At 41.1% G+C, this 22808-nt stretch carries 20 protein-coding genes and 2 pseudogenes; 13 read left to right on the forward strand and 9 right to left on the reverse strand.

The window, feature by feature from the left end:
• The first annotated feature begins 25 nt into the window (after positions 1 to 25).
• The 4 genes from sodC to MST16_RS14845 all read left to right on the forward strand — a co-directional run bounded on the left by sodC (position 26) and on the right by MST16_RS14845 (position 3876).
• On the forward strand, positions 26 to 574 hold the full coding sequence (sodC, locus tag MST16_RS14830) for a superoxide dismutase family protein (protein WP_180092510.1): 549 nt from the start codon (positions 26 to 28) through the stop codon (positions 572 to 574).
• A gap of 124 nt (positions 575 to 698) precedes the next feature.
• Positions 699 to 2849, forward strand: coding sequence for a YccS family putative transporter (yccS, locus tag MST16_RS14835; RefSeq protein ID WP_373687871.1), 2151 nt, complete (start codon positions 699 to 701; stop codon positions 2847 to 2849).
• 18 nt (positions 2850 to 2867) lie between these two features.
• A complete protein-coding gene (locus MST16_RS14840) occupies positions 2868 to 3434 on the forward strand; it encodes a hypothetical protein (protein WP_180092513.1) in 567 nt (188 codons plus the stop codon).
• Positions 3435 to 3576: 142 nt separating this feature from the next.
• Positions 3577 to 3876 (forward strand): DUF3817 domain-containing protein, encoded by a 300-nt coding sequence (locus tag MST16_RS14845; protein ID WP_180092516.1) that lies wholly within the window; start codon positions 3577 to 3579, stop codon positions 3874 to 3876.
• Positions 3877 to 3955: 79 nt separating this feature from the next.
• Here the strand turns inward: MST16_RS14845 and MST16_RS14850 are convergent, their stop codons facing one another.
• The 3 genes and pseudogenes from MST16_RS14850 to MST16_RS14860 all read right to left on the reverse strand — a co-directional run bounded on the left by MST16_RS14850 (position 3956) and on the right by MST16_RS14860 (position 7105).
• Positions 3956 to 5185 carry an MFS transporter gene (locus MST16_RS14850; protein ID WP_180003395.1) on the reverse strand — a complete coding sequence of 410 codons (1230 nt, stop codon included), beginning with the start codon at positions 5183 to 5185 and terminating at the stop codon, positions 3956 to 3958.
• A gap of 250 nt (positions 5186 to 5435) precedes the next feature.
• A pseudogene (locus MST16_RS14855) lies at positions 5436 to 6315 on the reverse strand (pirin family protein).
• 25 nt (positions 6316 to 6340) lie between these two features.
• Positions 6341 to 7105, reverse strand: coding sequence for a DNA polymerase beta superfamily protein (locus tag MST16_RS14860; protein WP_180003393.1), 765 nt, complete (start codon positions 7103 to 7105; stop codon positions 6341 to 6343).
• A gap of 166 nt (positions 7106 to 7271) precedes the next feature.
• Between MST16_RS14860 and MST16_RS14865 the strand changes: the two genes are divergently transcribed.
• Positions 7272 to 8018 carry an IS5 family transposase gene (locus MST16_RS14865; protein ID WP_180092519.1) on the forward strand — a complete coding sequence of 249 codons (747 nt, stop codon included), beginning with the start codon at positions 7272 to 7274 and terminating at the stop codon, positions 8016 to 8018.
• 194 nt (positions 8019 to 8212) lie between these two features.
• On the opposite strand, the gene MST16_RS14870 is transcribed toward MST16_RS14865, so the two are convergent.
• The gene (locus MST16_RS14870; protein ID WP_078192499.1) at positions 8213 to 8584 is read right to left on the reverse strand and encodes a hypothetical protein; all 372 of its coding nucleotides are present in this window, start codon (positions 8582 to 8584) and stop codon (positions 8213 to 8215) included.
• A gap of 193 nt (positions 8585 to 8777) precedes the next feature.
• A complete protein-coding gene (locus MST16_RS14875) occupies positions 8778 to 10187 on the reverse strand; it encodes an FAD-binding oxidoreductase (RefSeq protein ID WP_180026080.1) in 1410 nt (469 codons plus the stop codon).
• Between the two features lie 372 nt (positions 10188 to 10559).
• Here MST16_RS14875 and serA point away from each other — a divergent pair, with 372 nt between their 5' ends.
• The 3 genes from serA (at position 10560) to MST16_RS14890 (ending at position 13766) form a co-directional block, all read left to right on the forward strand.
• Positions 10560 to 11792, forward strand: a complete 1233-nt coding sequence (gene serA / locus MST16_RS14880) for a phosphoglycerate dehydrogenase (protein WP_078189340.1) — start codon at positions 10560 to 10562, stop codon at positions 11790 to 11792.
• A 117-nt stretch (positions 11793 to 11909) separates the two neighbouring features.
• On the forward strand, positions 11910 to 12779 hold the full coding sequence (locus tag MST16_RS14885; protein ID WP_180012356.1) for an EamA family transporter: 870 nt from the start codon (positions 11910 to 11912) through the stop codon (positions 12777 to 12779).
• Between the two features lie 117 nt (positions 12780 to 12896).
• The gene (locus MST16_RS14890; RefSeq protein ID WP_180008737.1) at positions 12897 to 13766 is read left to right on the forward strand and encodes a DMT family transporter; all 870 of its coding nucleotides are present in this window, start codon (positions 12897 to 12899) and stop codon (positions 13764 to 13766) included.
• A 143-nt stretch (positions 13767 to 13909) separates the two neighbouring features.
• Here the strand turns inward: MST16_RS14890 and MST16_RS14895 are convergent, their stop codons facing one another.
• From MST16_RS14895 to truB, 3 genes are all read right to left on the reverse strand, one after another.
• The gene (locus tag MST16_RS14895) at positions 13910 to 14371 is read right to left on the reverse strand and encodes a hemerythrin domain-containing protein (protein ID WP_168378156.1); all 462 of its coding nucleotides are present in this window, start codon (positions 14369 to 14371) and stop codon (positions 13910 to 13912) included.
• 126 nt (positions 14372 to 14497) lie between these two features.
• On the reverse strand, positions 14498 to 15271 hold the full coding sequence (locus tag MST16_RS14900; RefSeq protein ID WP_180092522.1) for a TSUP family transporter: 774 nt from the start codon (positions 15269 to 15271) through the stop codon (positions 14498 to 14500).
• 24 nt (positions 15272 to 15295) lie between these two features.
• Entirely contained in the window at positions 15296 to 16204 is a 909-nt protein-coding gene (gene truB / locus MST16_RS14905) for a tRNA pseudouridine(55) synthase TruB (RefSeq protein ID WP_180073438.1), read from the reverse strand.
• 153 nt (positions 16205 to 16357) lie between these two features.
• On the opposite strand from truB, the gene MST16_RS14910 reads away from it, so the two are divergent.
• The 5 genes and pseudogenes from MST16_RS14910 to MST16_RS14930 all read left to right on the forward strand — a co-directional run.
• Complete coding sequence (locus MST16_RS14910) at positions 16358 to 17386, forward strand: lipase secretion chaperone (RefSeq protein ID WP_180092525.1); 1029 nt, start codon at positions 16358 to 16360, stop codon at positions 17384 to 17386.
• A gap of 78 nt (positions 17387 to 17464) precedes the next feature.
• Complete coding sequence (locus MST16_RS14915) at positions 17465 to 18409, forward strand: triacylglycerol lipase (RefSeq protein ID WP_257225815.1); 945 nt, start codon at positions 17465 to 17467, stop codon at positions 18407 to 18409.
• Positions 18410 to 18776: 367 nt separating this feature from the next.
• Positions 18777 to 19787, forward strand: coding sequence for a triacylglycerol lipase (locus MST16_RS14920; RefSeq protein WP_180092531.1), 1011 nt, complete (start codon positions 18777 to 18779; stop codon positions 19785 to 19787).
• A gap of 201 nt (positions 19788 to 19988) precedes the next feature.
• Positions 19989 to 20954 (forward strand): triacylglycerol lipase, encoded by a 966-nt coding sequence (locus tag MST16_RS14925; RefSeq protein ID WP_180092534.1) that lies wholly within the window; start codon positions 19989 to 19991, stop codon positions 20952 to 20954.
• 224 nt (positions 20955 to 21178) lie between these two features.
• A pseudogene (locus tag MST16_RS14930) lies at positions 21179 to 21547 on the forward strand (esterase/lipase family protein); the annotation flags it as partial.
• Positions 21548 to 21609: 62 nt separating this feature from the next.
• On the opposite strand, the gene MST16_RS14935 reads toward MST16_RS14930, so the two are convergent.
• Positions 21610 to 22754, reverse strand: a protein-coding gene (locus tag MST16_RS14935) for an IS3-like element ISAba14 family transposase (protein ID WP_099046175.1) whose coding sequence is annotated in 2 segments (ribosomal slippage) — positions 21610 to 22490 and positions 22490 to 22754 — 1146 coding nt in all. Because the reading frame shifts where the segments join, the coding sequence is not laid out codon by codon here.
• Positions 22755 to 22808 lie beyond the last annotated feature (54 nt).

Here is a 22808-nt window from a genome sequence, read left to right on the forward strand (position 1 = left end):
CATAAAAACAGACAGGATGCCAAACATGTCTTCACTATTTAAATTCGGTGCGCTTGCTGCGGTCAGTGCCCTGATGTTTACAGGCTGTGCGAGTACCTCGACTTCAACAGGTCTGAATGCAAAAACCGTGACGGTCAATGCCGTGACTGCTCAAGGTATTGGTCAAAGCATCGGTCAAATTAACTTGGTTGATAGCCCTGCTGGCTTGGTTATTCATACCAATTTAACCCAGCTTCCTCCGGGTCCACACGGTTTCCATATTCATGAAAAAGGTTCTTGTGCCCCAGCTGAAAAAGATGGAAAAGCGGGTGCTGCACTCGCTGCAGGTGGTCACTTTAACCCTAAATCTGCACCTCACCACGGTACGCCGCTAACCGGTCACATGGGTGACTTACCGATCCTTCAAGTTCAAACCGATGGCACAGCAAAAGTGAATTTAATTGCACCACGCTTGAAATTGGCGGATGTACAAGGCTTAGCCATCATGGTCCATGCCGGTGGTGATAATTACTCTGACGACCCTAAACCTCTAGGCGGTGGCGGTGACCGTATTGCCTGTGGTGTGATTCAATAATCAACTTTGCATATAGATTTGAACAAGCGGACTTTAAGTCCGCTTTTCTATTGAATAAAAATTGACAGTTCACAGAAAAAAGCTCAGTCTAATTTACAAAATCATTCGAATACTTCATAACTCTGTGAACACGCGACTCTCTTGGTTTCAACAGTTTCAATCCAGTGCAATCATTATGTATTGCCTGCAAATTTGTATTGTTTTGAGTGGCACCACGCTCGGATTATATTTTCTCGGTTTTCATAGTTTTATTGTGCCCGTCACCTTAGGTGCGATTGCCACTGCACTCACGGACTTTGATGACCGACTCAGCATCCGACTGCGTAATTTGCTCTATGTCTGCGTACTCTTCTTTAGTGTCAGTAGTATTTTAGATTTTCTCTATCCTTATAAGCTGCTGTTTATCTTGTATCTTTCACTTTCCAGTGCAGGATTTATTTTATTGGGGGCTTTGGGGCAACGCTATGCCACGATTTCTTTTGGCACGATTTTACTGTCGATTTACACCATGTTCGGCTTGGGCGAATATGACACTTGGTATTTTCAACCCAGTTGCTTTGTTCTAGGGGCCTTATGGTATGGCTTCACCTCAATTCTTTTTTACCTGATTAAACCTACCCTACCTGTACAGGACAATCTTTCGCGTTGTTTTTTACAAATCGCCGAAGTACTGAATGCAAAAGCACGCTTATTTGACCCAGATAATGTCGACAATGTAGAACACTTACTGTATGAATTATCACTCAAAAACAGTGATGTCATCCCGAGTTTAAACACGACCAAAGCTTCTTTACTCACCCGTTTAAAAGCCTCAAGAGCCAATAAAAATACCATCTACTGGCTGAATTTATATTTCTTGGCACAAGATATTCACGAACAGGCCAGTGCGAATTATTTACACTACGAACAAATTCATCAAAATTTTAGCCGTACCGATTTAATTTTTCGTTTTCAAAAAAATATTCGATTACAAGCGCAGGCTTGCCAACAGTTGGCCTACTGTATTTTGCATCGGCAGCCCTATCAGCCTGATCCCATTACTGCGCAAGCACTGGCACATTTGCATGCCTCTTTGCAGGAGTGGATGGCCAATAATCCGCAAAATATAGAAGTGAAAAACCTACAGCTGATCTTGAGCAATTTGGACAGTGTGCAAGAACGTTTTTCGCATGTGCAGGATTTAGATCATTCACAGCAACAGGCTTATCAGCAGCATATCGACAACCTCAATTTACTCGATGACGATATTCACGGCTGGCATGATTTATGGCTCAAACTGAAACAGCATTTGAGTCCCGAGTCTGCCTTATTTCGCCATGCCGTTCGCATCGCCTTTGTCTTTGCGATGGGCTATGCCATTTCCCTCTTGCCCTTTGCCAAAAATGGCTACTGGATATTATTGACCAGTTTATTTGTCTGTCAGATGCGCTATTTTGCGACCAAAAGTCGTTTAAAAATGCGGACTTTGGGAACCATATTAGGGGTCTTACTTGGCATTCCTATTTTGTATTTTGTGCCGAGTGTCGAAGGTCAATTACTACTGACGATTATTTTTGGCGTGTGCTTTTTCTATCTGAGTGCCAAAAAATATGCCATGGCGACCCTCATGGCAACCTTAATGGTCTTGCTGATTTTTAATTTAAAAGGCGCTGGTTATGCGGTCATTTTACCGCGTATCGTTGATACCCTACTCGGCTGTTTTATTGCATGGTTCGCAGTCAATGTCATCTGGCCAGATTGGGACTTTCGCAATATTTCCAAGACCATTCAAAAAAGCTCTGCTGCGACCCTGCATTATTTTGATGCCGTAGTTGAGCAATATCTCCATGGGAAAACCAATAGCATTGATTATCGGCGTGCCCGTCGTTCAGCCCATAATGCTCAAACTGAATTGTCGAGCATGATTTCAAGTTTAAGTACCGAGCCTGAACCCGACCAAACTTTGATTCAACATGCTTTTCGCTATTTGGTCTATAGCCATAGTCAGCTCAGTTATATTTCGGCACTGGGGAGCCACCGTGAACAAGTACAAGACCAACAAGTCGTTGAACTGCTGCAATGGTGTCAAAGCACCTTAGACGAGGTCTTAATTCAGCAAAAACCGCTCAACCCTGAGAAAATTCAGCAAAAACTTTTCGAAATTCAAACACTCAGCACTGAAGAAATGCGGTCTAATCACCTACAACTGGTGCTCAAGCAGATCAGTTTATTATTAGAAACATTAGCCGAACTGATTCAGCTCAGAACACAGCTAATTCAGGCGGAAATTAAATAAAATCATTTGAGACTTATAATGAAAATGCTTAGTTTAGATTTTAGACGCCTCATATTACCTATGATTGTGGCGACCTCATGTTTAGCTGCGTCTTCTGTTTTTGCAGCACCGACAGCACAAGATTTAAAGCGTATTCTGGAATGTCAGGCCGATTACGACACCTACCATGACACTTTACTCGACTATGAAAAGGTTCTAGGGCAATTGGGTTGGAAACGCCATGATGACCCACATCAACCGTTTATTTATATCTATAAAAATAAGCAGGCTGTAGAGTTTTTTGGCATGCCGACCCAAGAAATTGGCCTGTCTTCCAATGCAGTATTCGCAATCTATCGCCAAGCCGATGTGAAAAAACTTGCCCAAAAGTATGGCATTGAGCAGCATCCAATGTTTGCCAATATGCCGTTTTTCCGTGGTGAAAAAATCCTACGCACGGAAGCTGAAACGGATGATCTGCATGCGATCAATCACAAACTAAGCCTGTCTGAAATGACCGGAAAAAGCCCAATGATTTTACTCGGCTGTAACTATGAATTTGATCAGGGTTCGATTGAGGATGCCTTAGCGGATCTAGAAAATTAATCCGAGCAGATGACTCAGAATTAACTTTAAAAACATTTACTTAGATTCAATATGCGGATCAATTATTTCAACAGGAACGCTTCGTTCCTGCTGTGCTTTCAGGTACACTCAAGACTGAAATCACTTTGAATTTAGACTTCGCATGAATATCAAGACCTTACGCTTTGTGGGCCTACTCGAAGGCATCTCCTTTTTATTATTGTTGTTCATTGCTATGCCAATGAAGTACCTGATGGATAATCCAATATTGGTCAAATACGTCGGTATGGGACATGGCGTCTTGTTTATCGCCTTTTTGGTGGTGCTATTTGTGGTCTGTGAAAAACAAAAATGGTCGCTCAGCGTATTTCTAATGGGCTTGATTGCATCGATATTGCCTTTTGGTCCTTTCATTTTCGATCGCAAATTAAAAAATGCAGAACAACCCGCAGCATCAAATTAAGACGGTATACAGCAAATAAAAAAGCCCAATGTTGTTCTACACAGCATTGGGCTTTTTCTATAATGGCATGAACTCGAATTTAAAATTCACCCGTCAATTTACGTTGTCGCATAATATCTCGCACCACCAAGCGTGGTAGGCTGAACCACAAGATAATGAGGGTAAATCCTGCCAAACTATAGGCCCAAAGGCCAAAGTTTTCATACAGCACGCGCACGATTTCGATCACGGCAAAGAACGTCAGCATCATAATCACAGACACTGCCGCAGCCACAGTGCCCTTCGACATTTCAGACGACATTAAGGCAAATCGATAGAGCACAGAAAAGCTAATCCCTTCACCAAAACTGACCAAACTCATGCCAAGAATGAGCAATGTCAGAAAATAACTTTCAGTCATCGTCCCAATCACCACGAGGCTCGTCCCGAGTAACATCAGCGGTAGCCCGATCATCACAGACTGACCTAATGGCAGTTTGTCGATGATTTTAATCAGGACAATATTACCGAGGATCAGACCGCCCAAAACAGGAAACTGTGCCATGCCATATTGCATGCTACTCAATCCTAGCTGCTCCACCAATATCACCGGAGATAGCGCAATCCACAGCATCAGTGGCATTGCCACCATCGGTAGACCCAGTGTCAGTGCCAAAAAGCGCTTGTTTTTTAACACCTGTTTAAAGTCATCAATGATATAACCCACCGGTTGCTTGGGGATGCTGATGTGTTGAGTCGGCATCTTGGCTTTTAAACCAAACCAACTCAGAAAAGATAAAAATGCGATTCCAATAAAGCCCCAATGCCATGACACATGATCAATCATAAAAGCACCGAGGACGGGGCCGATCAGTGGCGCCAGTAGTGAAATATTGGCCATGATCGCCATGACTTTGATGGCATCTCGCTCTTCAAAAGTTTCCTGAACAGCAGCATAGCCCACAGCAGAAATAACCGATAAACCAAAACCTTGTAAAAAACGCAATGTTAAAAAGCTTTCGATATTATGCGTGAGCAATATCGCTAAACAGCATAAGCTAAAGAATGCCACACCGCCCAACAGGACTTTTTTACGGCCTAATCGATCTGACAAAGGTCCTAATATCGCAGCGACACAGGCACCTCCCAATAAGTAAAATGACATCGACGAGGGTGCCCATGCACTACTCACACCAAACTCTTGGGTAATCGCAAGCATGGCAGGTTGGACTAAGTCGTTTCCGATATAGACAGAAAATTCAAATAAAACCAGTGCCAAGGGAAACATTAAGGTGGCACGACTTAATTTTGTGGTTTGTACGTTTTGCATTGTTATCTACATATCAAATATGTGCTGTCGAGCTTGAAATGACAAATAGGGAGAGACACTTCAGCCCAATGACGAGCACTGTAATATTAATTTTAAAAATGAATTTGCGGCTTATCCGCCATATGTGCGTCGTATTAACAAGACGCTAGATAGAGATAAAATGAACTTCAATGAACCGATCTGTCGGTTTGAGTCCGACTATTTTAACAGTGTTTGCTGGCGTTGTATTGGTCTTTTTAAACTACCGCTTTTATGGTTTTTCATTGTCTGCTTTTTGGATAAAGCGGCCTTGTTTTAGGTCCTCATAGGCTTGCATGACTTCAGCAAAATGATTCATCACAAAATAACCGCCCATAGATGGGTTCATTCAAAGGCTGCGCTGATAAATACAACATGTGGCTATCTTCGACTGCCGTCAATTCGACATTTTCACCTTGACTCGACATGACTGCCATATGCTGTGCATTTAACTGTTCATCTGTTTCAGTAAATTTTAGTTTGCCCGAACGTAAATACACAAGTGTGGTATCCCCTTCCTGTGCAGGTAGTATGATGCTTTGATTGGCTCTGACAAAGACATCAAATACTTGCATAGGTGTATGTGTTTCTGCGGGGCCGTGGGCTGTTAAATATTGGCCCGCAATCACCCGTACATAACCTGCATCTTGGGCTAAATCGACCTTTGGAATATTGGCTTTGGCCAAGCTCTGATAGCGTGCAGGATTCATTTTATCTTTGGTAGGCAGATTGACCCAAAGTTGCAAGATTTCAAATGCTCCGCCCTGCTGTGCAAAGGCTTGGCTAAAAACTTCTTCGTGTTGTATGCCTGAAGCAGCAGTCATCCACTGCACATCGCCCTCACCAATGACAACGCCTCCGCCAGTCGTATCATGATATTCAAGCTCACCTTTAAACACCAATGTGACGGTTTCAAAGCCTCGATGTGGATGTTCCTGCACACCTTTTTTCAGTTGCGTTGGTTTTAGCACTCCAGGCCCTAAATGGTCGAGCAATAAAAAAGGTGAAACGGTATTGCCCAATTCATAATGAGAAAAAACTGAAGTTACTGGAGCAAAGTCACCGACCGGTGAGCCTGAGTCATTGACGTGGATAAAAGCGAGGGTTTTCATCATACAATTGTATCGAAAATAAATTTTAATCGTAAAAATGCTGTTTTAAACGGAAACTATACTCTGTGAGATAAGACTGTAATTTGTGTAAATCATTGGTTGCTTCTATCGGCTTTTCATTAAGTGCTTCAATTTTATCATTCAGCAATTTTAAAATTTGGGTTTGCTCAGCCAATGGAACTTGTGCCTTTTCTTTTTGCTGTTTTTTAATTTCCAAATAATCTTCTGCCCAATGACGCAATGGATCTTGTGCATCAATCTGTTCAAACAACTGTGTAATCAATAGTTCAGGCATAATTTTTTGTGTAGCCAACTCAGCAGACATTAACCCTCGAATCGAATAGAACACTTTTTTATATGTAAAATTCTCTGCCGTTTGCATAACATTCATACCACCTTTTGCCAGTGATAAATAATGATAATACAAAGCCTTATAATCTATACGCTCAAGTAGACCCTCACGAAAATTCTCCCACTCAGGAAACTGATTTAAATAAATAATATGTGCGCGGACCCATTCCAATACTGTCGGATTGCTCTTTGCCAATAGACCAAACATTTTATTTAAATCAAAAGAGACGAAATCAAAATCACCATCCATGATTTCAATAAGGTCACGATGTTTCCGATAGTCATAATATTGTGCTTTAGACGGGAGATGAAAACCTCGTACATCATAATCACTGTCTGGACTTGCCATGCCCCATAATCGACTGCCACTCTCAATATAAAATAATGGAAATTCATCTCGGTTTTGGAATAATTTTTGGATTTCTTGTTGGATGTTCATAAATTTATGTTTTAGGCAGTGTGACTGTTTTTATACCATTATTATGGCCAAACTGTGGATTTTATAAAACTTTAATTCAACTTTATTTAGGGTCTGTTGACATTTGTTGATTAAAAAAATAGCGAGATAGTAAAATTAAATCGCCAAACCCAATTTTACACTCGCTATGCCTCGAACAATGCTAAATGATCAACACTGGTCCAAGTTACTTGCTATTTTCCGTCACTTTAATATTTATCTCAAATTAAATTTACGGAATTTTATTGAAGCGATTTTATTTCGAATTAGAACAGGCTGTCCTTGGCGTGATTTACCTCAAGAGTTTGGTAAATCAAATTCTATTTTTAAGAAATATAATCGATGGTCTAAAAATAGTAAGTTTATGAATATTTTTAAATTATTCAGCCAGCATGCTGATAAAGAGTGGATTTTTATCGATGGGAGCCATGTACGAGCGCATCAACATTCAGCTGGTATTAAGAATCAAAGTATTTCCAAAAGTATTGGTGGTAATAGTTCAAAAATACATTTAGCAATCGATTCAAATGGTAATCCTATTGAATTTATTATTTCAGATGGAACTTCACATGATATTAAGGTTGCACCTGATCTTGTATCAAAATTAGATTTAACAGAGTCAGAAATGCTATGTGCAGATAAAGGCTATGATTCAGAAAGTTTCAGAAAGAAAATTAGAGAAAGTAATACGAAAGCAAACATTCCTCGAAGATCAAATGCCAAATCTAGCAATGATGATATGGACTGGTATATGTATAAAATCAGACATTTAGTTGAAAATGCATTTTGTAGATTAAAACAATTTAGAGGAATTGCCACAAGATACGATAAGCTAAAACGTAACTATCAAAGCGCTGTTGCTTTAACTTGTATATTTATATGGTTGCCTCTTTAGCTCAATTTATCGGCTGTAAATGTCAACACACCCTAACATTGATTAAGAAATAAATTAAATAATATGAAGATATATTCAAAATTTGATTTGAATTGTCACGCTAGCTTGTTCTTTCTGAAATAAAAAAGCGCATCAATCGATACGCTTTTTATGAGGCACACATGCCTAAATTCCAACCATAAATCAAAGATTTATTAAGGACACTTCGCCGATTGGAAAGTCTTGGTATTTTTACCACGTTGGCACTGATATTCCTTTTGCGTATTTACACGCTGCCAGTCACCATCCACCAATCTAAAACTATAAATAGTACGAATTGATTTCACCGAATCATCCATCAAACCTGTTTCCGTCACTTTCACCTGCCCCGCATTTGGCGACTCGACACGGTTAAAGTACTGACGAATTTCTACAGTCGACAGCTCTTTACGCAAATCAGGACGTTCTTTTAATACCTGATCGAGTGGCGTAGCAGAAGAACCGACTTTAGACACAATTTTCTGCGTTGTCGCACAACCCGCCAACATCCCCACACACAATGCAGACACAGCAATTAAACGATACATAGAAGCAACTCAAATTTATTATTCAGTCCTATCATGCCGAACATTTGTCCAAAACACTATTTAAGCAATGTAAAAGAAGTACCTCACTCCACAAAATCAACGTGCTGTTTCTCATCCATGTGCGGCTAAAAAGGCGTGCTATAGCCATAAAAAAACGCACCCGAAGATGCGTTCTAGTACGTCTTTAAAAAAATTAAAGATCGAACAATTTACCTGGGTTCATAATTGCATTTGGATCGAATACTTTTTTCAATGCTTTCATATATTCGATTTCTTCTGCTGAACGTGTGTAATCGAGGTAAGGCTTTTTGGTCATACCCACGCCATGTTCTGCTGAAATTGAACCGTCATATTTTTTCACAGTTTCAAATACGTATTTGTTTACCACTTGGCATTTTGCAAAGAATTCATCTTTACTTAAATCCGCAGGTTTCAAAATATTTAAGTGCAAGTTACCATCACCAATATGACCGAACCAGCAAATTTCAAAGTCTGGGTAGTTCGCTTCCACAATTGCATCAATTTCTTTAATAAATGCAGGTACATGCGTAATCAGTACTGAAATGTCATTTTTGTATGGAGTGAACGGTGCGATTGACTCAGAAATGTCTTCACGTAAACGCCATAAGCTATGTACTTGGTCTAAGCTTTGGCTCATCACGCCATCCAGTACCCAGCCTTGTTCCATGCAATGTTCAAAGATTTCCATTGCCGCATCCATGATCGGTTCAAATGGTGCTTCAAACTCAAGTAAAACATAGAACGGACATGGTGTTTCAAATGGACGTTGTACATGACCATTGTCCAATACTTTTTGCATCGCAAGTTCACCAAAGAACTCAAATGCAGTCAGGTCGATTTTCTTTTGGAAGGCATGTAGAACAGGCATAATCGCATCAAAATCAGGCACACCGAGAACCAATACTTGTAAGTCATGGGGTTGGCGTTCAAGTTTGATTTCAGCTTCAGTCACGAGGCCCAAAGTCCCTTCACCACCAATAAATAAGTGTTGAAGCGCATAACCAGTCGCGTTTTTGATCATGCCTTTGTTCAAGCGCAGGACGTCACCTTTACCTGTAACAACCGTCATGCCCAACACCCAGTTACGAGTCATGCCGTATTTGATGACTTTAATACCACCGGCGTTGGTACCAATGTTGCCGCCAATTTGTGAAGAACCTGAAGATGCAAAATCAACTGGGTAGTACATGCCTTGTTCTTCAGCATAGTTCTGAAGTTGTTCGGTCACCACACCTGCTTGTACGCGAACCATCCGGTCAGCTGGGAAGAATTCCAAGATTTGGTTCATCTTGTCCATGCTCACCACGATTTCACCGTTAGCAGCCACAGCACCCGCAGACAAACCTGTACGACCGCCACTTGGTGTGATCGCTACATTAAATTGGTTGGCAAGTTTTACAATCTGTTGAACTTGTTCTGTGCTTGAAGGGAAAACGACGACCGACGGGTTTGGATCGAAGTGCTTAGTATGGTCACGACCCCAATTTTGGAGACTATCCGCATCGGTTTTAATTCGGCTTTCGCCAACAATAGCGGTCAATTGGGTCAATAACTCTGGGGTTAAAGCGACTGGAGCATTCATCGTTTTCAGACCTTGCAAGAAGTAAACAAGTTTTTTAAAGGTCCAGACTTCATTCAGTCAAAACTGCGGTAACGCATATTTCAAGGGAAAAAGCCTGAAACAGAGCGCATCAAAATGTCAGGGAATTGGTCATGATGATTTTGAGCGGCACCATTATAAGCTATAACTGGGCTTTTTTTGACAAAACCCAAAGAAAAACGTGATTTCAAAATGTCACGAGGAATATGACCAAGTTAATTAGACCAAATCTAAAAAGTATTGACTCATCATTCGCCAAAATAGCCATGACGTCGGTCATAAAGGAAATGTATATCAGGCGACTTCCTATGCTATTATATGCGCACTAAATTTGGCCTTTGTAGCGGAGCCGTAATGAGCCAACATCTTTCTTTACCTAAAGATAAAATTCGTTTCTTGTTGTTAGAAGGCGTTCACCAAAACGCAATCGACACTCTAAATGCTGCTGGATACACCAACATTGACTACCGTAAAACTGCGCTTGAGGGTGAAGCGTTGAAAGAAGCGGTTAAAGATGCTCACTTCATTGGTATTCGTTCACGTACTCAATTAACTGAAGAAGTTTTTGAAGCGGCGAACAAACTGATTGCTGTGGGTTGTTTCTGTATCGGTACAAACCAAGTGAACTTAAATGCTGCAATGATTCGCGGTATTCCAGTATTTAACGCACCATACTCAAATACTCGTTCAGTTGCTGAACTAGTACTTGCAGAAGCGATTTTATTGCTTCGTGGTGTTCCTGCAAAATCTGCTTCAACTCACCGTGGTGGTTGGAACAAGTCTGCAGTTGGTTCATTTGAAACCCGTGGTAAAACTTTAGGTATTGTTGGTTACGGTTCGATTGGCTCGCAACTTTCTGTACTTGCTGAAGGTTTAGGTATGCACGTAATTTATTACGATGCTGTAACTAAACTTCCAATGGGTAATGCACGTCAAGTCGGTTCTATGGGTGAACTTCTTGCCAATGCAGACGTCGTATCTCTACACGTTCCAGACGTTCCATCAACTCGCAACTTCTTCGGCAAAGACCAATTTGCTCAAATGAAAGAAGGTGCAATCTTCCTCAATGCTGCACGTGGTACATGTGTCATCATTGAAGATCTTGCTGATGCAATCAAATCTGGTCATATTGCTGGTGCAGCTGTAGACGTATTCCCGAAAGAACCTAAAGCAAACGGTGAAGAATTCGTTTCTCCACTTCGTGGCTTAGACAACGTGATTTTGACTCCTCACGTGGGTGGTTCAACAATGGAAGCGCAAGCGAACATCGGTCTAGAAGTAGCTGAAAAATTCGTTGCTTACTCTGATAAAGGTATGACTTTATCTGCAGTGAACTTCCCAGAAATCGCGTTACCGTTGACTGAAGGTAAACACCGTTTACTTCACATTCACAAAAATGTGCCGGGCGTTCTTTCAAAAATCAACAACTTGTTTGCTGAACACGGTATCAACATCTCTGGTCAGTCTTTAATGACCAAAGGTGATGTGGGTTACTTAGTGATGGACGTTGACGCAACTGCCTCTAAAGAAGCATTGGATACACTTCACGAAGTTGAAGGTACGATCCGAGTTCGCGTATTGTTCTAATCGTATTAGACACTGAAGCCACAGCCTTCGGGCTGTGGTTTTTTTATTGTTATAAACTTTTAAAATCTGGCTAGTGCCACTCTCCCGCTCTTCGAGTCATCGAAACAAATTTAGTTTATGCCAAATTTTAAAGTTGCACCGGCTGTCCAAGCACCGCTGATCTTGCTTATTGCCATGATCAGCATGCAAAGCAGCGGTTCATTTGCCAAATATCTTTTCGGTCAATTTCCCATACTGACCGTTTCGGCCATGCGTTTAATGCTAGGCGCTTTGATTTTGGCGATTATTTTTAAAGTTTGGCAGATCAATTTTAAACAAGTGAAATGGTCGTCGATCCTCAGCTATGGCTGTGCCTTAGCAGGGATGAATGTATTATTTTACTTGTCGATTGATCGTCTCCCGCTCGGCATTGCCGTCTCTTTTGAATTTATTGGCCCGCTCAGTGTCGCACTATTTGCTGCACGCCGAAAATTTGACTTTATTTGGGTCGGACTGGCTATTTTAGGCCTTATCCTACTTTTTCCTTTTGACCAAGCTGCACAAAGACTTGATCCCGTTGGCATTGCCCTCGCCCTTGGTGCAGGTGCCTGCTGGGCACTCTATATCGTGGCAGGTCAGAAACCTTCTGGCGTTTCAGGCAACCATACAGTTTGTTTAGGTATGTTTGTCGGCATGTGTATGCTTATGCCGATTGCATTATTTGTAGGGATTCCTGCGCATGCCTTTGAACCGATGAGTCTCCTCTATTTTCTTGCTTTAGCCACCTTGGCCAGTGCAATCCCCTTTAGCTTAGAAATGATTGCACTCCGCAATTTAACGGCGCTCAGTTTCGGAACGCTTATGAGCCTAGAACCTGCAATTGCAGCACTCTCTGGTTTTGTCTTTTTAAATGAACAATTACTTTGGACCCAGTGGTTAGCCCTTGCTGTCATCATCTGTGCCTCGATTGGGTGTACCTATACCACACAAAAAGCCAAAGCCATTTAAATTCAGAATCCATCATGATTTGATCAAATGTTAAAAATCATTCAACTGTCAGCATTAACCGCTATACTGTACTGATTCAAAAATAGGGCTCAACACCGCCCAACAACTGTGTGCCGCATGCCAAATTCACAACTTCTCGCTGTTGTTTTCATGGTGCTCTCCATGATTTCCTATCAGATCAGTGCTTCATTCGCCAAACAATTATTTTTGGTGCTTGATCCACTCAGTGTGACCATTTTACGACTCTGTTTTGCTTCAATTATTATCTGCTTAATGTTTCGTTCATGGCACATTTTAAAACGGCTGTCTTTTTTAAAATGGCGGGATCTGCTCTGCTATAGCGCGGCACTCTGTTTGATGAATGTGTTGTTCTATATGTCTCTAGGCAAACTCCCTCAAGGGATTGCCGTTGGACTCGAGTTTATTGGGCCTCTAGGTTTGGCGCTGCTGTCGATAAAAAATCGTAGCGACTACATCTGGGTGTTTTTGGCGATCTTAGGGATTGCGTTGATGGTGCCTTGGGGACAGGCTCAAAGCGGCAATTTCTCACTGATTGGTGCGGCGTGTGCCTTGGCTGCCGGACTCTGTTGGGCCTTTTATATTTATTTCGGGCAAAAAGTGGTACACCAAAATATTGGCATGCATGCACTGACCATTGCCATTAGTTTATCGGCATTGACCTTATTACCTATCGGCCTCTATAACAACGCAGCAGCTTTAATGGACACACAATATTGGCCTAAAGCACTGTTGATTGCCATTTTAGCCACAGCGATTCCCTATGCCCTAGACCTCAAAGCCTTAAAGATTCTAAGCAAGCTAAGCTATGGCACATTGTCGAGTATCTCACCTGCTTTGGCAGCTATTACGGGTATGGTTTTATTGGGAGAACGTATCGGCATGTGGCAATGGATCGCACTGCTGTGTATTATGCTCGCCTCAGTCGGGGTGACGATGCGTTCCTCTAAATCGGAAACAGCCAACTAAATTATTAAAGGCAAAATAGTTAAATAAAAATGGCGGGATTGCCGCCATTTTTCAACACCTTGTCTAAGAACTCCTACATCTAAGCTTTTAAATACAAGGCTTTTAAATACAAGGTTCGAAAAAGTCTAGCTTCTATAAAGGACTTAACCAGTCAGGCTGTCTTTATCTGCTTTTTTATATTTTTTATACTCGGCTAAGTATTGTTTAGCCAAAGCTTCTTTTTGCTTATCATCCAATATTTTACCGGCTTGTTGAAAGAAACCGTGTTCCTCTTCCTGTAAATGATGATGCACTGTTTCTGAAAGTTTTTTGGCAATGGCCAGCCAGCCCGGATTGCTAAATTCAGTCTCAGTCAACTGCTCTAAAAGTTCGTCCATTTCATGATGTTCAGCCAAGGCATGACGGGTAATATTCAGCCCCGAATCGGTCATCATTAAAGGAATATAAAAATATCGGTCTTCTCCGACAGCATGCGCGAATAATTCATTTTTAAGTCGGTCAAACAGATCGCGACGTTCTGGACTATCACCAGAAGTTTGTACTAATTGTTCTGCAAGCGCTCTTTGTTGTTCATGACTTTGACGTAAAGCTTCAAAAATATTCATTCTGATGATGTCCTCTGATGCTTAGCGATAGCTGAGTATTTTTTTTAATTCAGCAAAATAAAGTGCTTCATTTTTATACTAAACATATCAGCATCAGAATACAGCGCAGCTCTGTTAAGTTTTGTTTTAAGCTTGTCCCGTAAAGGTTTGATACCCTAGCCGTACAATCAAAATACTCACCAAAATCAAAAATAGAATTCGAATAAATCCACTGCCGTATTTAATCGCTGCACGTACACCAACGATCGAGCCTAAAATATTTGCCACAGCCATCATTAAGCCTATCGCAAATAACACATGGCCTGTGGGCGCAAAAAAACTCAATGCAGCCAAATTGGTGGTTAAGTTAGCCACTTTAGACAAAGCAGAGGCATGTAAAAAGTCTGCTTGTAGATAACGAATAAAAAAGAAGATAAAGAAACTGCCCGTGCCTGGCCCAAAAATGCCGTCATAAAAGCCAATCACCAGACTACCAAGAGCGGCAAAACCGAGGATTTTAGGAGTCAGTTCTTGGCGTACATGCACCTGACCAAATTGTTTTTTGGCAAAGGTATAAATTGCAATCACGATCAACATGACCAAAACGAAAGGACGTAAGACTTCTTTTGGAATCATTGATACACAGGCTGCTCCCACAAAGGAGGCAACAAATGCACAGCTTGCAATGACCGCAAGTAATTTCCAACGGAGTTTGACTTGGCGTAAAAAAGAATAGGAAGCTGACGCTGTACCAAAAATCGAAGACAACTTATTGGTGCCAAATACAGTCGCTGGAGATAAGTGCGGCATGGCATTCATAATGGCTGGAATTTGAATTAATCCTCCGCCCCCCACTGCTGCATCAATTGCACCGGCAAAAAATGCAAAAAATAAGAGGCTTAAAATAATTTCAAAGTCCATAAGAAGTCTTCAATGCTGTATCAGCTACTCTAGATTTAACACACGCTTAGGCACCAAACGTTTACGGTCTGTAATTTCAGCCAGCCCTAAACAACGCTCACCATCAAATACCAAAACCTGCGCTTCCGCAGCATGCTCAATATTACTTTCCATTCCACGACTAAAATATTCAGCTCGACCTTCCGGCGCTTGCACTTTGCAGAAATGATCGACAGGTGAATACACTGGCAGCAATAATGCTTCACGTTCCCCTTCGGTCAAGCTTTCCAAATATTCAATGGTGTAAGTTGGATTGAGGTCAAAATGCCCCGTTTGCGTACGGTGTAGATAGGTCAAATGTCCAAAAGTACCCAATGCTTTGGCAATATCTTCGCCTAAAACACGAATATACGTGCCTTTGGAACAGGTGATGTCGAGTGTAATACTATTCTCATTAAATGATAATAACTCGATGGCATAAATCGAAATTGGACGTGCTTCACGCTCTATTTCTATGCCTTTACGCGCCAACTCGTACAGCGGGCGACCTTCTTTTTTCAGCGCAGAATACATCGGTGGAATTTGTTGAATATCCCCTACAAATTGCGCCAAGACATTTTGAATATTTTCTTCAGTCAATGTTGGAACAGCTTGCTCTAATAGTATTTCACCTTCCACATCACCCGTCGTGGTACTGTGTCCTAAAAAGACGGTGGTTTTATAACGTTTAGTCGAATCCAATAAAAAATGCGAAAACTTTGTTGCTTCACCCAAACAAATCGGCAATAAACCTGAAGCCAGCGGATCAAGCGCACCAGTATGTCCTGCTTTTTGTGCACGAAACAACCAACGCACCTTCTGTAAGGCTGCATTCGAGCTAATACCTAATGGCTTATTCAAAAGAAATACACCATGTACAGGACGACGCTGAATCTTAGGAGAAGCTTTTTTCATGACTAAAATAGGGCAAAAAGAGAACTGCGCCATGGTATCAATCCATGCTAAGCGTTTACAACTTTTCTATGTTTTTATCATTCTTTTATGTCATATTGAGTTCACATTTAGAACTCATAAAACAATTAAAACGGAATAAAGGTGCATTGGGATATGCAAAAAAATAAACTTTGGCTCATCATTGCCTTGGTCGTTATCGCTGTTGCTGCATTTATATTTTGGCTGACGCCAAAAGCATCACAAAATGATCCTTCAGATCAATCGATTCAACAACAAAATACGCCTTTAACTCAGGGCGAAAACGCTACAGCACAAGCCATAAGCGGTTCTTCACTGCTCAGTCCAAGTCAACAAGACACAGAAGTAAACTGTCAAATCAGTATGGATGGTTCAAACCGTCTGATCGTGAACGAACAAACGCGGAATTGTTTTGAATATTTCATTACTCAGTATGGTGAAAAGTCGATAGATCAAATCAAAAAGGACTTTAAAGCCTACATTGCACAAGGTCATAAAGAACCGGCGCTGTCCCAAATTTATGATTTGTGGGATCGCTATATGAAATATCGTGAACAATTAGGCAATTTACAGCCACCAAGTGACGACAAAGAATCTCCACAATATTATCGCTCGATCTACAGCAGCACACAGAATTTAAGAAAACAGTTCTTTTCTGATTATGAAATTGAAGGTTTATTTGGCAAGGAAAATACCTATCACGAATACACGCTGAAACGCATGGAAGTGGTGAATGACAAAAAACTGTCTGAGTCTGAAAAAGCCAAAAAACTAAAAGCCCTGTTTGATGAACTCCCAGAAGACTGGAAAGAAAATCTGGAACAAATCAATAAACTTGAAGATTTACGCAAACTCACAGCGGACATTAAAGCCCGTGGTGGTTCAAGCGAAGAAATCCATCAAATGCGGTTAAATTTAGTTGGCCCAGAAGCCACTCAGCGCCTTGAAAATCTAGACAGCCAGCGCAGCTCTTGGAAATCTAGCGTAAATCAATACCTCACAGAGCGTGACAGCATTGTGAAAAGCAATATGAGTGACAGTGCTAAACAACAAGCGGTACAGCAACTCCGTAATCAACATTTTAAATCGAAGGAAGATCAGCTCCGCATCAGTACCTTTGAATCTGTACATGATCAAGGTGGAAAATTACCTTTCGCAGAATAACTGCAAACAACAATTTAAAAACAACTTCAATTTCAGGATGAAATGATGAAAAAACCACAAGCTCTTTTATGCGCAATTATGGCTGTATCAGCAGCGATCGCCAGCACACAATCCCAAGCTGCAGCAGGACTCCAACATGTCACCGCCAACAGCTCGGCAAGCTATGCCAAGACCAAATATCCGATTGTGTTTACCCATGGTATGTTTGGGTTTACCCGCATTGGTTTTGACAGCTTTGGCATGGATTATTTTTATCAAATTTTGCCGGATTTAGCCCGCAATGGGGCCAATACCTTTGCTGCCCAAGTTTCTCCACTTGAGTCGACAGAAGTTCGGGGTGAGCAATTACTCTCTCAAGTCGAAGAAGTCCTTGCCCTGACCGGGCAACCTAAAGTGAACCTCATTGGTCATTCACATGGTGGACCGACAACTCGCTACATTGCAGCGATCAAACCTGAATATGTGGCTTCGGTGACTGGGATTGCAGGCACTTATCGTGGCTCTCTAGTCGCAGATAAAATCCAAGCGAATAAAACTATTAACTCAGTCTTTGGAGTCCTTGGCGATCAACTCTTAGCACCGATTATTACTTGGGCTGAAGGCAACTCGAGTCTACCCAACAGTGTTGATGCATCACTTATCGCGATCAGTGAAAAAGGTTCTGCTGAATTTAATGCAAAATTTCCAACCGCAGCACTGGCTGCGAACTGTAATCAGTCGGGTGCCAAAGTCGACAATGGCGTGTATTACTACTCATGGACAGGTACAGCACAAACCACGAATGTATTAGATGTACTAGATACAGTGATTAGTCAGCTTGCCCCTTTGGCCTATGGAAATCGTGACAATGACGGTTTGGTTGGACGCTGTAGCACCCACATCGGACAAGTAATCCGTGATGACTACAATCACAACCACTTAGATGAAGTGAATATGGTCTTTGGTCTACGCAGCCTATTTTCACCTGACCCAGTTGCGCTCTACCGCCAACATGCCAATCGTTTAAAATTACAGGGACTGTAACTTCAAAAGTTGGCTCCCTTTCAGCACTGAACAGGACGTCTTTGGACGTCCTTTTTTGTTTACAATTTTTTTATTTGTACGCATTAAACAATTTAATTCAATAAGTTATTAAATGATAACAACTAAAATAAATAGCAAAAATAAAAGACGAATGTATATAAATATACTTGTCACCTCAATGCCGTCCATGTCCTAAAATGACATGGAATTTCAAACCGAGCATGAAAAAATGACAAGGCATCTTTGTCTATTCAAACTCTCTAAAATCAAAGATATGGCCTGGCCAATCACAAAGATGATGCTTAAAAATAGAGAGTATTTTCATTATTAAAAAGTAATAAAAACAACATCAGATCAAGGAACATTTATGCGATCTTTAGTAAACACGGCCAAGATGGCCTCTGTAGCTGCAATTGCAAGCTTAGCGATCAGTATATCGGCAAGCACTCAAGCTGCGCCTAGCGTCCTCCAGGTGAAGGAAACGGCAAAATCTGACTACGCAAAAACCAAATATCCAATTTTAATGGTGCATGGTTGGCTCGGTTGGTCACGTATCGGTACCGACACCATTGGACTGGATTATTGGTACCAAATCTTGCCAGATATGGCACGAAATGGCTCAACCGTATTCGCAGCGCAATTATCTCCTGCAAATACCACAGCACATCGTGGTGAGCAGTTAATTGCACAAGTTGAAGATGTTTTGGCTATTACAGGGAAGCCAAAACTTAACTTAATCGGTCACTCTCATGGCGGCCCAACTGTATTGTATGTTGCTCAAACAAAACCACAGTACATTGCGTCTATTACAGGTGTTGCAGGAACCTATCACGGCTCTAAAGTAGCGGATGATATTCAAGGCAACTCACTTTCTCGCACTGCCTTCAATATTTTAGGTGACTATATTGTCGGCCCACTGATTGCTTTAGGTCAGGCAAAACCTGAGCTTGAAATTGATTTCGATGCTTCTATGAAATCATTATCACAAACAGGTTCTGCTGCATTTAACAGTACGGTTGCAAAATCTGCTGTAGCTGACGGTGTTTTGGCATCTTCAGAAAATTGCAGCAAAAACTTAAAGCAAGTCGACAGCAAAGGCATTCAGTACTATTCATGGACCGGTGTTGCACAAACCACAAATCTACTTGATATCGACACGATCCTGATGCAACTCGGGCCATTGTCTTATGGTAATAAAGACAATGACGGTATGGTTGCACGTTGTAGTGCTTATATCGGTAAAGTCATTAACGACAGCTACAAACTTAACCATACCGATTTAGCCAATATGATGTTCGGCTTAACGGGTCTATTTGCACAAGATCCTGTGGCACTGTACCGTCAACATGCTAACCGTTTAAAACTGCAAGGACTTTAATTTTTATCGTTGACGTTTCAATTCACTAAGGGGGCTTCGGCCCTCTTATTTACTTTTATCAATCTGAAGTTCTTGATCTTTTATTTTGTTACATTTAGCGGCGCAGTTAATCTTTTTCAATTTGCAACAGGTGATCTTTATTGCTTTATTAGAAGTGACAATAAATATTGTCATAAAACAATAATACATTGAGGATCGCTCATGAAATACGGACCATTTTTAGCAGGTTTAATTGCAGCTACATTCATCGGTAATGTATCTGCATCGCAAGCAACCCAAGTCACCGCCAAAGCTAGTTCTAGCTATGCAAAGACCAAATATCCAATCGTATTTAACCATGGTATGGGTGGTTTCATTACCGTTGGTACGGACTCATTTGGACTCGACTATTGGTATCAAATCCTGCCTGATCTTGCCCGCAATGGTGCAAATGTCTGGGCAACGCGCGTATCGCCGTTTAACTCCACCGAAGTACGTGGCGAACAACTTTTACAACAGGTCCTTGAAATCCGAGCACTCACCGGTGCAGATAAAGTGAATTTGATTGGACATAGTCATGGTGGACCAACAATTCGCTATGTTGCCGGTGTGCGCCCAGATGTCGTGGCTTCATTAACCAGTGTTGCAGGACCTCATCAAGGCTCCCCTGTTGCAGATTTAATTTTAAAAGCTGAAGGCACCGCTGTCGAAGCACCCTTGGTCGGAGCTGTGAATTTTGTCTCTAAAGCCATTGTTTGGGCGCAAGGTCTAGATCCAAAGACTTACCCTCATGATGCATTGGCAGGTGGTTCAAGTTTAACGCTAGCGGGTTCTGCAAAGTACAATACCGCATTCCCTCTGGGCTTGCCTAAATCCAATTGTGCTGATGGTAATAGCGTGGAAAAAGGCATTTATAACTATTCATTTACAGGTGTGGGCCAAATCACCAATATTTTAGATTTAGACTCAGCACTAAAAGTGACCGCATTACTGATCGATGGCGGAAAAGACAATGATGGCCTCGTATCACGCTGTAGTGCCAAGTTTGGTAAAACCATTCGTGATAACTACAACTGGAACCATTTAGATGAAGTCAACCAAGTGCTTGGTCTCAAAGCGTTGTTCGCACCAAATCCTGTCGATGTTTATCGTCAACATGCCAATCGTTTAAAACTTCAAGGTTTATAATTTAGTAAAGCTATACATTAAACCCTGTAAATTCAGGGTTTAATGATATTTTCATTAATCAATGTACAAAATATCTTTCATTCTGTCGATTAGTTCTCACATTTTACTTTCCTTTTTTTATAATCCTTAATGACAATAAAAATTGTCAGATAGGCAATTTTGTCTATTTGCAAACTGAACTGAATCAAAGTTTGAAAACCAAAACAAAAAGAAAGGAATGAAAAATGAAAGGAAAATTGCTCTGCGCCACGCTCCTTGCAAGTATGGCAGTGACCCAAACGCATGCTGCATTGGGTATACAACAAGCGACCACTAAAAAAGTCATCGACAATTATGCTGAAACCAAATACCCCCTAGTGTTTGTACACGGGATGTTTGGTTTTAATCGCTTAGGCGGTGCCGTTTTTGGTCTAGATTATTGGTATCAAGTTCTCCCCGATTTGGCAAGCCATAAGGCAACGGCCTTTGCTACTCAAATCTCCCCGTTGGAGTCCATTGAAGTTCGCGGTGAACAACTGTTAGACCAAGTTGAACAAGTTGTCGCGATTACAGGCAAACCCAAAGTGAATTTAATTGGTCATTCACATGGTGGTCAGAGGTGGTTCCACTTGTTTGAACAACTAAAAGCGTATTTATAAGTGATATTCTGCTCTAGTTAAGCCACCTTGTTTTGTTGCGGTAGCTGATCATAGTAAAACTCATTTGGTGTCATTTTGTCTAGACTCGAATGAGGTCGTTTCAGATTATAAAACTCAAAATATGCACTCAATTGCTTTTTCGCATCTGTGACACTGCTATAAGCTTTGAGATACACCTCTTCATATTTAACGCTCCGCCATAATCGTTCAACCATCACATTATCTACCCATCGACCTTTACCATCCATACTGATTTGAATGCCATTTGATTTCAATACATCAATAAATGCATCACTGGTGAACTGACTGCCTTGGTCTGTATTCAATATTTCAGGTGATCCATATTTTTCAATCGCTTCATTTAAAGCCGAAATACAAAAATCCACCTCCATACTAATCGATACCCTATGCGCAAGTACCTTGCGGCTATGCCAATCAATCACAGCACATAAATAAACAAAGCCTTTTGCCATAGGGATATACGTTATATCCGTAGACCACACTTGATTACTGCGCTGAATAGCCAATCCTTTGAGCAGATATGGATATTTACGGTGAGCTTGATTAGCCTGGCTTAAATTTGGTTTGCAATATAACGCCTGAATACCCATTTTCTTCATTAAAGTACGTGTATGACGTCGTCCTATATGATGCCCTTGACGATTCAACAAATCACGCATCATACGACTGCCTGCAAAAGGATATTGCATATGTAATTCATCAATACATCGCATCAGCTTCAGATCTGATGAGCTAACAGGTTTTGGGCGATAATAATAACAACCACGAGAGACTTTCAGTAACTTAGCTTGTTTAGATACTGAAATCTGAAGTGAGTGATCGATTAACTTTTGTGGTTGAAGCGGCCCAGTTTCTTCAACACACCTTCTAAAAAATCAATTTCTAATGCCTGCTCACCGATTTTTGCATGTAACTTTTTAAGATCAATGGGAGGTTCTGATGGAGCTTTTGATTGATCGAAAGCTTGTGAGGAAGCTGAGATCAATTGATTTTTCCAGTCAATAATTTGGTTTTGATGAACATCAAACTCAGAACTCAATTCAGCAAGTGTTTTTTCTGCTTTGATCGCAGCAAGTGCTACCTTAGCCTTAAAGTCGTTTGAATGATTTCTTCTTGGTCTACGTGCCATAAAATACTCCATATATTAATGTTTATAACATCATTTGAGCAGCAGAGTATCACTTATAGGAGTTGT

The organism is Acinetobacter sp. YH16040_T (assembly GCF_024605785.1).
In the GTDB taxonomy this organism is placed as follows: Bacteria; Pseudomonadota; Gammaproteobacteria; order Pseudomonadales; family Moraxellaceae; genus Acinetobacter; species Acinetobacter amyesii.